At 41.3% G+C, this 14979-nt stretch carries 11 protein-coding genes; 9 read left to right on the top strand and 2 right to left on the bottom strand.

The window, feature by feature from the left end:
- Positions 1–17 precede the first annotated feature (17 nt).
- The 4 genes from dapD to HA044_RS00635 all read left to right on the top strand — a co-directional run bounded on the left by dapD (position 18) and on the right by HA044_RS00635 (position 3233).
- Entirely contained in the window at positions 18–716 is a 699-nt protein-coding gene (gene dapD, locus HA044_RS00650) for a 2,3,4,5-tetrahydropyridine-2,6-dicarboxylate N-acetyltransferase (protein ID WP_187538310.1), read from the top strand.
- Between the two features lie 74 nt (positions 717–790).
- Entirely contained in the window at positions 791–1924 is a 1134-nt protein-coding gene (locus HA044_RS00645; protein ID WP_187538308.1) for an N-acetyldiaminopimelate deacetylase, read from the top strand.
- 108 nt (positions 1925–2032) lie between these two features.
- Positions 2033–2572 carry a 5-formyltetrahydrofolate cyclo-ligase gene (locus HA044_RS00640; protein ID WP_187538306.1) on the top strand — a complete coding sequence of 180 codons (540 nt, stop codon included), beginning with the start codon at positions 2033–2035 and terminating at the stop codon, positions 2570–2572.
- Positions 2556–3233, top strand: a complete 678-nt coding sequence (locus tag HA044_RS00635; protein ID WP_187538304.1) for a rhomboid family intramembrane serine protease — start codon at positions 2556–2558, stop codon at positions 3231–3233. The genes HA044_RS00640 and HA044_RS00635 overlap by 17 nt, the downstream gene beginning before the upstream one ends.
- Positions 3234–3876: 643 nt before the next feature.
- Here the strand turns inward: HA044_RS00635 and galU are convergent.
- Complete coding sequence (galU, locus tag HA044_RS00630; protein WP_187538302.1) at positions 3877–4785, bottom strand: UTP--glucose-1-phosphate uridylyltransferase GalU; 909 nt, start codon at positions 4783–4785, stop codon at positions 3877–3879.
- 45 nt (positions 4786–4830) lie between these two features.
- Entirely contained in the window at positions 4831–5847 is a 1017-nt protein-coding gene (locus tag HA044_RS00625; protein WP_187538300.1) for an NAD(P)H-dependent glycerol-3-phosphate dehydrogenase, read from the bottom strand.
- A gap of 272 nt (positions 5848–6119) precedes the next feature.
- Between HA044_RS00625 and HA044_RS00620 the strand changes: the two genes are divergently transcribed.
- The 5 genes from HA044_RS00620 to pgfM1 all read left to right on the top strand — a co-directional run.
- Positions 6120–6809 (top strand): gamma-glutamyl-gamma-aminobutyrate hydrolase family protein, encoded by a 690-nt coding sequence (locus HA044_RS00620; protein WP_187538298.1) that lies wholly within the window; start codon positions 6120–6122, stop codon positions 6807–6809.
- A gap of 115 nt (positions 6810–6924) precedes the next feature.
- The gene (locus HA044_RS00615) at positions 6925–8934 is read left to right on the top strand and encodes a DUF2079 domain-containing protein (RefSeq protein WP_187538296.1); all 2010 of its coding nucleotides are present in this window, start codon (positions 6925–6927) and stop codon (positions 8932–8934) included.
- Positions 8935–9079: 145 nt separating this feature from the next.
- Positions 9080–11044: an Ig-like domain-containing protein gene (locus HA044_RS00610; protein ID WP_187538294.1), complete on the top strand. Its 1965-nt coding sequence runs from the start codon at positions 9080–9082 to the stop codon at positions 11042–11044.
- A 71-nt stretch (positions 11045–11115) separates the two neighbouring features.
- Positions 11116–12075 carry a glycosyltransferase PgfS gene (gene pgfS / locus HA044_RS00605; protein ID WP_187538292.1) on the top strand — a complete coding sequence of 320 codons (960 nt, stop codon included), beginning with the start codon at positions 11116–11118 and terminating at the stop codon, positions 12073–12075.
- Positions 12076–12092: 17 nt separating this feature from the next.
- A partial coding sequence (gene pgfM1, locus HA044_RS00600; RefSeq protein WP_187538290.1) for a glycosyltransferase PgfM1 occupies positions 12093–14979 on the top strand: 2887 nt, incomplete at its 3' end.

Raw genomic sequence — 14979 nt, 5'->3', positions numbered from 1 at the left:
AATGAATGGAGAAACTCATGACTGCACAAAAGATGTCTGCTCAAGAAATTATCGCTTTTATCGGAAATGCCGAAAAGAAAACCAATGTGAAAGTTACCTTTGAAGGGGAATTGGCAACCGCTGTTCCAGAATCTGTGACAAAACTTGGCAATGTTTTGTTTGGTGACTGGAAAGAGATCGAGCCCCTTCTTGCCAACTTGACAGAGAACAAGGATTATGTGGTTGAACAGGATGGCCGTAATTCAGCTATTCCATTGCTTGATAAACGTCACCTGAATGCACGGATCGAACCAGGTGCTATTATCCGTGACCAAGTAACTATCGAAGACAATGCGGTTGTCATGATGGGCGCTGTGATCAACATCGGTGCGGAAATTGGTGCTGGGACTATGATTGATATGGGCGCGATCCTTGGTGGACGTGCTACTGTTGGGAAAAACAGCCACATCGGTGCAGGTGCGGTCCTTGCAGGTGTCATTGAGCCAGCTTCTGCTGAGCCTGTTCGGATTGGGGACAATGTCTTGGTCGGTGCCAATGCTGTTGTGATCGAAGGAGTTCAAGTTGGAAACGGATCAGTCGTTGCTGCTGGAGCGATCGTCACCCAAGACGTTCCTGAAAATGTTGTTGTAGCTGGTGTCCCAGCTCGCATCATCAAGGAAATCGACGAAAAAACACAACAAAAAACAGCGCTCGAAGACGCCTTGCGTAATTTGTAACATATTGATAGTAGAGGCCGTAAGGCCTCTATTTCTAGATTCTCTATTAAATAAGACAAAAAAGGAAAATAAAAATGACATTGGACTTAATCAAAATCAGACGGGATTTGCACCAAATCCCTGAAATTGGCTTGGAAGAATTTGAAACCCAAGCCTACCTCTTAGAGCGAATCGCAGAGATCACAGAAGGCAAAGACTTTGTAGAGCAACGGACTTGGCGGACGGGGATCCTGGTGTATCTCCATGGGTCTGCACCTGAAAAAACCATTGGCTGGCGGACGGATATCGATGGCCTACCCATCGTGGAACAAACTGGTCTTGATTTTGCATCTAAGCACGAAGGACGGATGCATGCTTGTGGTCATGATATGCACATGACGACAGCCCTTGGGCTTTTGGATCGACTAGTTCAAGTGCAACCAAAAAATAACCTACTCTTTCTCTTCCAACCAGCTGAAGAAAATGAGGCTGGTGGAATGCTCATGTATAAGGACCATGCTTTTGGCGACTGGCTCCCTGATGAATTTTATGGTCTGCATGTACGCCCTGATTTGAAGGTGGGAGACATTGCGACCAACACCGGTACCCTTTTTGCAGGGACCTGTGAAGTCAAGATCACCTTTACAGGTAAGGGAGGTCATGCGGCCTTTCCACATGAGGCCAATGACGCTCTTGTAGCAGCCTCTTACTTCATTACCCAAGTCCAATCGGTTGTCAGTCGAAATGTCGATCCGATTGAAGGGGCGGTGGTGACCTTTGGTTCCATGCATGCAGGAACAACCAATAATGTGATTGCTGAGACGGCCTTCCTTCATGGGACCATTCGGACCTTGACCATGGAGATGAACCTCCTGACTCAAAAACGAGTCAAAGCCATCGCAGAAGGGGTGGCAGCTGCCTTTGATGTAACATTAGATCTGGAACTCAAGCAAGGTGGTTACCTGCCTGTGGAAAACCAACCAGAATTGGCCAAAGAACTCATGGACTTTTTCACAGCTGAGGAAGACGTTCACCTGATTGATATTTTGCCAGCGATGACAGGAGAAGACTTTGGCTTCCTCTTGAGCAAGGTTCCTGGCGTCATGTTCTGGTTGGGAATTGATACGCCCTATGCCCTGCACCATCCAAAGATGAGCCCAAATGAAGCAGCTCTACCGTTTGCTGTCGAACATATCGGTAAGTTTTTGAAAATGAAAGCCAACCAATAATCACTTCATCCAACTCCGCCTAGAGTTGGATTTTTTATGTTCCTGTGTGGAATGATTTCGGATGTCCTAAAAAAATGGTACAATGAAAGCTAGACAAAAGGAGTCAGCATGAAGAAAATACTACGAAATAAGACCATCGCAGCCATGAAAGAGTTGCCTCAATCAGTGAAAGCGGAGGCCGATAGCCAATTAACCCAGCGTTTCACCCAGCTTTCTGCCTTTCAGGAGGCCCAGACCCTGGCCACCTATCTGTCCATGGGTCATGAATTTTCCACAGCTAGCTTGATCCAAGCAGCTCTTCAAGATGGGAAACGTGTCTGTGTGCCTCGGACCTATCCACAAGGTCGGATGGAATTTGTGGAATACGATCCAGAAATTTTAGAAAAAACACGTTTTGGTTTGCTGGAGCCCAATGAACAGGGCAAGGTTGTGGATAAATCAGAGATTGATCTGATCCATGTACCGGGAGTGGTCTTTCAATCAGAAGGCTACCGGATTGGTTACGGCGCTGGTTATTATGATCGTTATTTAGCCGATTATAGCGGGAAAACGGTCAGCACCATTTATTCCATCCAAGAGGGGGAATTCCAGCCCGATGCTTTTGATATAGCCGTTCAGGAGGTACTAGTCTATGAAACACATCTATGATCGTCGGTATCCTGTAACCAGCATCCTGCTACTGGTCACCACAGCCGTTTTTCTTTCTATGTTTATCCGATTTGGAGGAGACTACCAGACGGGTGCTGCGGTGTTTTATAGTGGCGGAGTGGTTGGTGACATTATAAAAGCAGATTCAAGCCAGTTATGGCGTTTGCTGACGGCCGTTTTTGTACATATCGGCTTGGAGCATTTTGTGCTCAATATGATCACTCTTTATTACTTGGGCCGTCTGGCAGAGGATCTCTTCGGATCGAAAGCTTTCTTGGCGATCTATCTCTTATCAGGTATAATGGGCAATGTTTTTGTTGCGATTTTTACACCAGATGCTGTCGCAGCAGGGGCTTCTACAGCTCTCTTTGGTGTTTTTGGAACCATTGGTGCGCTCCGCTTTATTGTCCAAAGTCCCTATATCCGTCACTTGAGTCAGTCCTATACCAGCTTGATTCTGGTCAATTTGATCTTTAGCTTTATGCCAGGGATCAGTATGGCGGGGCACATCGGTGGCTTAGTAGCTGGAGTATTGCTGGCCTATGTCTTTCCAGTAAGGGGAGAAGCCCGCTTCATGAAGCGGAGCTATCAGCTCAGCTCAGCCCTTGTTTATTTGGGACTCCTATTTTATTTCGTAGGGAACTTATTGAATCTTTTTTAGAAGGAATAGAGAGAAAAGAGAGAGTGGGACAGAAATTGGTCATTCGTTAGAACTCGATTTCGTTGTCCCACCTCCGCACAGTTGAGTAGGGCTGTAAAAGCTGATGAAATCAGCCTAGTAGAGCCCACTCAACCACTGCGTCTTGCTCGACAATCCAAAAACAATTAAGAGTCTGGGACAAAGTCATATTAAAAACTTTCCTTAGGTGAGTACGGACGTTAGGTGAAATTATCCAGTGGATGATTTCAGCAATCCAGGAAGTTCCATGACTAAATTAAGATACAAAGGGCGTCTGCGGATAAAGTCAAAATAGGAAGTTTGACGAAGAATCTTTAGATTCTAGGAGAACTTATCTTTTTGACATGATCCGCAGCCCGTGTTCAATTCTTATTGAGCCTCTTCGCTCTTTTGTTTCTTGGCTCAGGCTAAAACAGTTTCCCAAACTGTTTTACTCTCAATAATTCCGAGTACTTGAAACATCGTTGTTTCAAGTACTTTTCTCACGGCGGAAAGTTTCGTCATTTTCTTGAATCATTCTAAGAATTGTAGCAAATTTATATCTTTTGCATAATAGCCTAACTTAATTTACTTTAAAATAGTTCGTCTACATTCTAAAAGGAGTGGGAATCAAATCCCACTCCTTTTAGTCTGCAGTTTTTTCAGATGCTTCTAATTTCTTTCCAAGATCGATAATGTACTGTTTGAGATCGTCTTTGACTTGAGGATGTTTCAAGGCATAGTCGATCGATGTTTTCATGAAACCAAACTTATCGCCCACATCGTAGCGTTTGCCATCAAATTCACGAGCGAAAACACGTTGGGTTTTGTTGAGGGTATCGATGGCATCGGTTAATTGGACCTCATTCCCAGCACCTGGTTTTTGATTTTCAAGGATATCAAAAATCTCAGGTGTCAAGAGGTAGCGTCCGATGATAGCGAGATCGCTCGGTGCATCTTCTGGATCTGGTTTTTCGACAAAAGTCTCAACGCTATAAAGGCCATTGATTCCTTCGCCTTGAGGAGCAATGACCCCATAAGAGGAAACCTCTTCATGAGGCACTTCCATCACGGCAATCGTAGAAGCATGTGTCTCATCATAGTCATTGATCAATTGTTTGGTCAATGGCAGTGCATGATCGTCCGTGATATCCATGAGATCATCCCCAAGCATGACAACAAATGGTTCATTCCCAACAAAGGCCTTGGCTTGAAGAACAGCATCTCCCAAGCCACGAGGGTGACTTTGACGGATGAAGTGGAGGTTGATAGCCGTTGTATCATTGACTAACTTGAGGAGATCAGTCTTACCTTTTTGTTCCAAGTTGTATTCCAATTCAAAGTTTGAATCGAAATGGTCTTCGATGGAGCGTTTGGCTTTACCAGTTACGACGAGGATTTCCTCAATTCCAGATTTTAAGGCTTCTTCCACGATAAATTGGATGGTTGGTTTGTCTACGATTGGCAACATTTCCTTTGCCAAGGCTTTGGTAGCTGGAAGGAATCGGGTTCCCAATCCAGCAGCAGGGATGACTGCTTTTCTAACTTTCGTCATATCATTTCCTTTCTGAAAGGTCGGTTTGATGGAAGAATGGCTGCTTTATTTCCATTCGTTTTCTTCTTTAAATTCATTGCTCATCATGTGGTGGATGGCTTCACGGATGCCTTTTCCTTCGTAGATCACTTGGTAAATAGCTTGTGTGATTGGCATATAAACATCCAATTCTTGGGCCAGTTCATGGGCAACTTTGGTTGTTGAAATCCCTTCGATGATCATGCCCATGTTGGCTTCGATGTCTTCGAGCTTTTCACCACGTCCGAGCGCATCCCCAGCTCGCCAGTTGCGGGAATGAACAGAAGTACCGGTAACGATCAAGTCACCAACCCCAGACAAACCGCTATAGGTCAAGGGGCTAGCCCCAAGCTTCACACCGAGACGCGTGATTTCAGCGAGACCGCGCGTGATGATAGCTGCTTTGGCATTGTCCCCGTAACCAAGACCGTGCAATGCTCCAGCTCCGACCGCGATGATATTTTTTAAGGCACCAGCTGTTTCTACACCGATGACATCGGTATTGGTGTAGAGGCGGAAGTAGTGGTTGCTAAAGAGTTCTTGAACGTAGCGGGCAGCTTCTAGATCTTTTGAGGCAGCTGTAATGAGGGTGATGTCCCGTACGATAGTTTCCTCCGCGTGACTCGGTCCAGAAACGACCACGACCTCACTGCGAAGAGAAGCAGGAATCTCTTCTTCAAGGATTTGAGAAATCCTATCGTGTGTACCAGGTTCTAGTCCCTTGGAAGCGTGCATGACTGTTACAGGATGATCCAGTGTTTCAGCGACTTGCTTTGCGACCAAGCGCGTGACCTTGGTTGGGACCACAAAGAGGATGGCATCTACACCGTCCAAGGCTGCTTTGAGATCTGTCGTAGCTGTGATTTGATCGCTAATGACAGCCTCTTTAAAATAACGTTTATTGGTATGTTGGGTATTGATTTCGTCGATTTGTTCTTGGATATTTCCCCAGAGACGGACTTCATGGCCGTTATCATTGAGGACTTGTGAAAGGGCTGTTCCCCATGAACCAGGACCCAACACTGCAACGGTTTGTTTTTCCATTGTATCTTCCATTTCTATATGTATTTTCAAGCCAGGCTGGCAAGCAGCCAAGCCTCCTCCAATCATGCCTTCAAGCACGCCTTGAAGGACGATTCTATTCTCTTCTCTATTTTATCATAATATAGGTGAAAAAACTTGTATGATTGAACATTGTTTTAGAAGAAAATGAAAGGTGATAAATAAAATCTATCACACTTTTAAAAAATACATATTAGACACTATCACTAATAGGTGGTAAGATAAATACAAGAAAACGTAAAGGAGGAATGAATATGTGCAGAACAATCGTAGGAGTATCCGCTAATCTCTGCCCGGTTGATCCGGAAGGAAAAAACCTTCATTCCTCTGTATCTAGTCAGTTTGCCGAAGGCATTCGCCAAGCTGGAGGCCTACCAATGGTGATTCCAATGGGAGATCCTTCCTTGGTCAAGGACTATGTGGAAACCATTGATAAATTGATCCTGAGTGGTGGTCAAAATGTCGATCCAAGTCTCTATGGCGAGGAAAAAATGATTGAGAGCGATGATTACAATATCGAGCGGGATCAATTCGAACTTGCCCTACTGAAGGAAGCGGTTCGCCAAAACAAACCAGTCCTAGGCATTTGCCGCGGGGTACAGTTGATCAATGTTGCCTTTGGAGGAACGCTAAACCAAGCCATTGAAGGGCACTGGCAAGGACTTCCGTTTGGGACTTCTCATTCAATTGAGACTCAAAAAGGCAGTGTCGTCGAGCAACTCTTTGGCCAAGCGACACGGATCAATTCCGTGCATCGCCAAAGTATCAAGGATCTAGCACCGAATTTCCGCGCGACAGCTTTTGATCCACGTGATCATACCATCGAAGCCATCGAAGCAGTCGACGGTCATCGCATTATGGGTTTGCAGTGGCATCCAGAATACTTGGTCAATGAAGAAAAAGGGAATTTAGAACTATTTCGCTATTTGTTGCAGGAGTTATAATGAAGTTAGAGGTTGGTCTTGAGCCGATCTCTTTTTGTATACTGATTAGTACTATCTAGAAATAGTGAATTATTTATGCTAGAATAGGAAATAGAATTGGGAGGTATCAAATAGAATGAAATTGATTCGGACAGTAAACAGCCATTATGTATGGCTACTGTTTTCTTCTTATCTTTTTGGGGTGATCGTAAATTTAGTACGATTTCCAACAAATACTTTATTTTTAGAATTAGGGAAGACCAGTGGTACCAGTATTATAGTAGGAATGATGCTAAGTTTTCCTCTTTTTTGGCTATTGACGGAAAGTAAAAAGTATGTAACCATACGAAGTGTTAATATTTTTCTGGTAGCATTTATTTTATTTTTTTCGATTCTGAAAGGTCCAAGCCTGTTCATGTCACTAGGCTTAATCTTGCTTTCTTTGATTTTATTCCTATTTTTTTATCTGGAAAAAGAGAAGTTGTCCTATATATTCCTCGCTCCAGTACTCTTATCTTTTCCTAAATTGCTGCTCCAAACAAGTGTTAATTTTCAAGACCAAGGATTAGGAATCTTTTCATTTACTCTTTCTGAATCAAGGTTGCCAACCTTAATCTGGTCTGTTTTGATTTCGATCATTATAGCTATTTTGGTAGGTATCATTCTTTATAAACTACCTTTGGAGAAAGCAAGCGATATCTGGATTCGAAGACTAACAGTTGTTGTATTACTATGCGGTTTTTTCTATGTACTATACCTATCTGTGGTTGTGTATTATAAGGTGAAAGCCAATGCGGTCTCCTCGTTTGATATCGGAATCTTTTCGCAAATGTTTGAGAGAATGAGGCATGACCTTTCACAAATTACAACACTTGAAAGAGATAGAGCCTTATCTCATTTTTCAGTACATATTTCACCAATCTACTATTTGATTTTACCCTTTTATATGTTATTCCCGTATGTGGAAACATTAGATATTGTACAGAATGTTATTGTATTTTCAGGAGTGATACCATTGCTCCTCATTCTGAAAAAAATACAATTGCCAAAATTAATGACCCCTCTGTTTATTGCACTCTTTTTTGTCACACCTGTTATGACAACAAGTGGTGGCTTTCACCTGCATGAAAATTGTTTTTTGCCACCATTAATTCTATGGGTGTTTTATGGAATCATTTCCCAATGGAGATGGCGCTCGCTTTTGTTTGCACAGTTGTTACTCTTTGTAAAAGAGGATGCCTTCGTTTATGTCATTGCGTTAGGCCTTTACTTCACTTTTCAAAATCGTTTTACGTTCTCCGTTAAGTTTAAAAGATGGTTATATATAATTACTATTGCCCTACCGATTGTTTACTTTAGTTGTGGATTGCTTTACTTAGCAACGCATGGCGAAGGGGCGATGGTATCAAGGTACGACAACTTATTAGTCAGTGGTGAAAGTGGCTTGATGATGGTAGTGAAGAATGTTATCTTGAATCCACTTTATGTTATGGGCATGTTATTCACACCAAAGAGATTGGGATATATCTTTATAGTCCTGTTTTCATTAGGGTTCTTACCAGTTATTCAGAAACGTTGGGCGACCTATTTTCTCATCTTGCCTCTCTTTTTGGTTAATTTATTAATGGGGTGGCCGTATCAGCATGATATTGGTTATCAATATAGCTATGGTTCCATCACACTCCTATTTTTGATGGCCTTGTTGTCAGTGGATGATCTTAGTAAGCAACAGGTGATAAAAGAAAATGTATTGGTAGCCTTTGTAGCTTCTTGTGTGATTTTATCAGGTTCTATCCTTTATAGTTTTACGAATAATTGGACTTTTGAAATTCATTATTACCAAGATCGAAAGGATTATTTTGACGGAGTCCAATCAGTGTTGGATAAAATTCCCAAAGAAAAAGTGGTCTTGGCAGCAGGTGGTTACACTCCTGGCCTTCGAAAGAATGAAGCACTATATGATATCTTTTATCATCATGATAAAAAAGTGGATTCAAAAATTGACATCGTTGTAGTTCCAAGGGAAATGCAAGAGGAGAAAAATGGCTACTCCGAAACAGCAACTTTAAACCTCTATAAAGAGGCTGGGTACAAGGAAAGCCATCTCTCAACCAAGGATGTATTGGTCTTAGAGAAAGGACATTGATCGCTAAAGTTTGTCCAAGAACTAGGATAGTGATCCTTAAATGTACAAAAAAGGACTTTCTGTTCATGAAACTTGACAATTTTACTATGTTGTGCTATATTGAAAACGCTGATTTTTTTTAAATAATAAGTAAAAGGGAGAAAATATGAAAAAGTTAGCAGTTTTTTTGTCAATAGTTTGTTCGCTATTGATTGTGTCATTGACGCTTTTTTCTAAAACTGTACAGGCGGAAACGTCTAAAAAAGTCGATGTGATTACGGAAGTTAAGATTCAAAATGCTCAAGGTGAAGAATTAGTAACGGGCCTTGGTCGCTACGAAACTTTCCGTCTGAATGCAAAATTTGCTTTGGAGGGAAAAGGTGTTAAAGCAGGGGATACAACTGAAGTCACTATCGATGGACCAATCGATATCAAGTCTCAGGATTTTGAAATCAACGATACAATCACTGGTAAAAAGATTGCTGATGGGAAAGTTGACGCAGCTAGTGGAAAAATTGTCTTGACATTTACAAAATTTGTTGAAGACAATAATGACGTTTCTGGTTCATTCTTCTTCTACGCTTTGGTTAACAAAGACAAATTTCCTAACAATGGTGAAGTTCCTGTTAAGCTTTCTGTTAACGGTAAGGTAAAATTCAACGGTAAAGTACACAGCGGAATTGTTGGTGAAGGCCAAAGTTATACTATCGTCAAATCGGGTTGGGATAATGGAGACCACAAAAACCTTGGTTTCCGTATCTCTGTAAACAGAACTCATGAAGTAATCAACAATGCAGTTCTTTCTGATGCCATGCAATCAGTCGGTGTGACATACAAAAAAGATAGCTTCAAGATCTACAAGGGTACATGGGAATACAGTGGTGGTAAATGGATATTTAAAAATAAACAAGATGTTACCGCTAACTATGCAATAAATGCTACTGATACAACGTTCTCTATAAACCTTGGTAATATTTCTGAAAACGACCAATTTGCAGTAGAATACGAAGCAACTGTAAACTATACAACTGTCGATCGTGAAGTAATCAAAAACAAAGCGACTATCGTAGGTGACAATATAAAACCTTACGATACGAAGAGTAAAACACTCATCCAAATTGCTGGTGGTGAAGGTGTAGGTTATGTATTCAGTATTACAGTGAAAAAAGTAGATGAAAGTAACAAGCCTCTTAAAGGTGCAAAATTCCAAGTGATTCGTCAAGCGAGCGGTGAAGTGATGGGAGAATTCGAATCCAACGAAAAAGGTGAATTTTCTGTTAAGAAGCTTTTGAGAGATAAATACATTATCAAAGAAGTCTCAGCTCCGAAGGGTTATGAGTTGTCTAAGGAAGATACTGTTGTGGAAGCTGGTGAATTTAAAACAGCGGATAAACCTGTTACAAAAACGATTGTAAACAAAAAGGAAAAACCTGTAACAACTACCACAACCACCACAACGACCAAAGCACCGACGACGACCACAACAACGACGGAAGCTCCAACAACAACCACAACAACGACGGAAGCACCGACAACGACAACAACGTCGACGGAAGCACCAACAACGACAACTACAACGACGAAAGCGCCGACAACGACAACAACGTCGACGGAAGCACCAACAACGACAACTACAACGACGAAAGCGCCGACAACGACAACAACGTCGACGGAAGCACCAACCACCACGACTACAACAACGAAAGCACCGACGACGACAACAACGTCGACGGAAGCACCAACAACGACAACTACAACGACGAAAGCGCCGACAACGACAACAACGTCGACGGAAGCACCAACAACGACAACTACAACGACGAAAGCGCCGACAACGACAACAACGTCGACGGAAGCACCGACGACGACAACAACGTCGACGGAAGCACCAACCACCACAACTACAACAACGGAAGCACCGAAAACAACGCCGGAAGTACCAGGTAAACCAGGTAGAAAACAATCGACAACAACATCTGGAATCCCAGGAACAAAAGGCAGCAACCGCGGAGGAGGATACAGATCGCTTCTTCCGAATACAGGTGAAGTTGCAGCAACTGGACTTGTAGTCTCGGGAGTTCTTGTATTGTCAGGAGCTATTGTATTGAAACGGAAATTGTCCATGAACTAAGCAATGAGTTTCTATATCAGGGGAGAGCTTTTGCTCTCTCTTTTTTGAAAAAGGTAAATAGGAGTGAAGGGATGAAATTATCCATATTAATAACTCTATTGAATGAAGAGTTAGTACTACCTCAAACACATCGTGAGATTTCAAATCAGCTGGAGAAGATGTTAGATCATGAGCTCACAGATTATGAACTGCTTTACATCGATGATGGGAGTAATGATAAAACATTTGAACTGATTGAAGGATTTGCTCAAGAGAACAAACGGGTAAAATATATTCGATTTAGCCGAAATTTTGGCCGAGAGAGTGGGATCTTAGCGGGCTTTAAGTATGCAAGTGGAGATGCAGTGATGGTCATGGATGGGGATCTCCAACATCCGCCGTATCTGATTCCCTTATTCTTAGAAGCCTATAATGAGGGCTACGATATCGTTAGTGGACAACGTACTCGTGAGGGTGAGTCTTTCATTGGAAGTTCCTTTGCTCGTTTGTTTTATTTCTTGTCCAATCGTTCCATGGATGTCCATTTGACAGATGGGAAATCAGAATTACGACTGCTTAGCCGAAAAGCAATGGAAGCATTTGTATCCATGCCTGAGTATAATCGTTTTAACAAAGGTTTGTATGAGTGGATTGGATTCAAAGAAAAAGTCATCCCTTATAAGAATGAAATCCGTAAAGCTGGAAAAAGCAAATTTGGTTTTAAAAAATCATTGAACTATGCCATACAAGGGATTATTTCTTTTAATGATCGTCCTTTACGTGTATGTATTCAATTTGGTTTTGTCTCCTTAGGACTGGCCCTTCTATACCTGGTGTTTGAATTGGTAAAATATATTCTTTCTGCTGGGAATTATGTCAGTGGTTATTTTACGACGATAGCAGCCATTATCTTATTTAGTGGTGTTCAGTTAATTTTTATTGGGATTCTTGGAGAGTATATTGGTAAGATCTATTATGAAGTGAAGCGTCGCCCTCACTTTATTATTGAAGAAACAAATATTGAAAAAGCAAAAGAAAATCATATCGGATAAAAAAGATAGGAGAAAACATGTTAATCTGGTTTATGCGCTGGCAAGAGCTTTTGAAAAAATATCCAAAGAAGATTCTCTATGTAGCTAGTGCTCTACTTCCAATGACTATTATGCTTCTTGTGTGGGCATCAATAGGAATGTATCCCTTTGGTAATAAAAGTTTAATGGCTGTTGACTTTGGTCAGCAGTATATCAGTTTCTTTGGGCTACTAAAAAATGCTGTACTGACTGGAGATCTCTCCAGTTTAAGTTATTCATTTACCAAATCTCTTGGTGGAGATATGATTGGGGTTTTGGGTTATTATTTGATGAGCCCCTTCAATCTGATCTACATTTTAACACCACTAAAGTATTTTGGAGCGGCTGTATTCTTAACGATTTGGCTTCGTTATGGAGCCATGGGAATGTCCTTTGCCTTCCTTTTAATCAAGCGCTACAAAGGATCGGTCTCTAGAAGGTGGATGGTGCCACTATTTTCAACGGCTTATGCATTATCTGGTATGATGGTTTCCTATCAGATGAATGTCATTTTCTATGATGCTATGATCCTACTTCCAATTGTCATTGTGTATCTGGAAAAACTATTAGATGGTCAATCCCCTTATCAGTACGCCTTGGCTTTAGGCTTAACCGTCTTGCTCCAATTTTATATGGGGTATATGATCTCCATCTTTATTGTCTTGTATTCTTGCTATTATGTATCTCCAAGATTAATGGGTGACGGAGATTTCAAGACAAGGCTGAAAAACTTTAGTCTCCCTCTCTTACAGCTAGTCATTTATACCATAATCGGGATTGCGACAGCTGCTATTTTGATTCTACCGGTATTCTTTAATCTGATAGAAAGTAAAGGACAAGTCGGTGGAGGCATGACCTTCTCCTTTGCCTTCCAAATTAATCCACTAGATATTCTTGCGAAATTAGTAGTGGGAGGCTTTGATACAACTTCTGGTTGGTCTGCTGGTCCAAATTTACCCAATATCTTTATCGGCGCTTTGAGTTTTCTCGGCTATATCTTCTATTTCCAATCAAAAGAGGTCTCGAAAGCTAAAAAATGGGCTGCGGGGATTGTGACTTTAGTCTTTCTTATTTCCTTTGTGAATGAATTTGTCAGCAAGATTTGGCATATGGGTCAAAATCCAGCAGGTTTCTTCTTCCGTTTTTCTTGGCTATTTTCATTCTTTATGTTGGTCTTAGCCTACCAGGCTGTGAGGACAAAGGTGCTTATTTCAAAATGGACCAATTGTCTCATTGGCCTAGGTCTACTGTTATCAGTGGTGTATCTATATTTCCACCAATATAGCTTTATTGCAAAGACTCAGCCTAAAGCCATTACCCAATTCTTCTCAAAATTTTCTATTTTAAGTGTTCTTTTACTTGCAGCAATTATTAGCTTACTCTTTTATGCTTATTGGGAAAAATCCCAGAAGAGCCAATTGTCAAAAGCCATTCGTATGGGAGGCACTGGTGTTCTTCTAGTAGTAGCGGCGATCCTTTTAAAGACGGGTTACTTGTTGTCGCAGGTGGGAATTACAGTAATGCTTTACTTGGCTATCTTAGCAATTCTAAACCTTCAATGGTCGCGCATCTCGGTGATTGTTGTTTCGTTATTGACAATCTTTGAGTTAGGTTATAATGCGTATCTATCTCAAGTGACATTTGTTTATGATGATGTACGTAAATTTGCAGATGCTACTGTTTCAGTTAAGCGAGTGACAGATAGTGTTCAAGAAAATGCTGATCAACCATTCTACCGAATTGCAACTAATTTTGCTTATTCTAGAACGGTTCCTTCGCTGGTCTCTTATCCAGGATTAAGTACGTTTAGTTCGAGCTTGGAACGTAGTACAATGGATCATTTTGCTTACATGGGAGACCTAGGAGTTAATGCGGCGACCCAGTATGCTAATGGCACACCGTTGACAGATGCCCTGTATGGAATTCGATATTTTATGAGTACTAAAGACTGGGATCAAAAAGAGGTAGATGCACACCCTGAAAAGATGTACTCTTACCGCTTTACAGAGCGCTTTGATTTGAATCGCTACTTCTCAGACAAGGTCTATGAAGATGAGCGCTATGTCGTTTATAAAAATCCAAATTCATTTCCTCTTGCCTATGGAACCAATTCTCTAGTTAGAAATATTCGTTTTGGTGTCAACAATGCCTTTGCGAATCAAAACATTATCTTGAACTCGATGGAGGGACACCAACAGGAAAACAAGGATGTAGTTGAGTACTTTAAACCTCTAGCCTTTAGTTCAATCGAGACAGAAAATGTCAAGGAAGAAAAGGTCAATAAGGAGACTGGAGAAGCAATCTATAATAGGATTGATCCTTCAAAAGAAGCTATTATTCGTTACAAGGTCATTCCTCGTACCAATAATACTTATTACTTTTTCACGCCTGTATCTCTGATCCAAAATCAAGACTATTCTGTATTGCTAAATAATAAATGGTTACTAAATGATAAAATCTTTACCCAAAGACAAATTTGGCAGTTGACGGATCAAACAGAAAATCAAGAAACAGTTATTGAATTTAGATTTAAAACAGACCATATCGATATGAGTAATGCTGGTGTCTATCGTGCGGATATCGATCAGATTCAGCAAGTACTGGATAATCGTAAAAAACAAGGTTTGCATGTGACGAAGTTTGCAAATACCCATATTGTTGGAGATGTATCTATTACAGATGATAGCAACTATATGATGACCTCTATCCCTTATAGTGACGGATGGAAGGTGAAAGTAGATGGAAAATTTGTCCAAACCGAAAAAGCCTGGGACGCTTTCCTGTCTTTCCCAATTACAAAGGGAAATCATAAGATCGAATTTGTTTTTAGACAAAAAGGAGTTATTTTAGGAGCCCTTTTATCGATGATTTCGATGGGCTATCTCA

Source organism: Streptococcus sp. IMAU 99161 (assembly GCF_014435245.1).
GTDB lineage: Bacteria > Bacillota > Bacilli > Lactobacillales > Streptococcaceae > Streptococcus > Streptococcus lactarius.
Note: the sequence above shows the minus strand (reverse complement) of the source record. Positions and strands in the feature narration are given on the sequence as shown.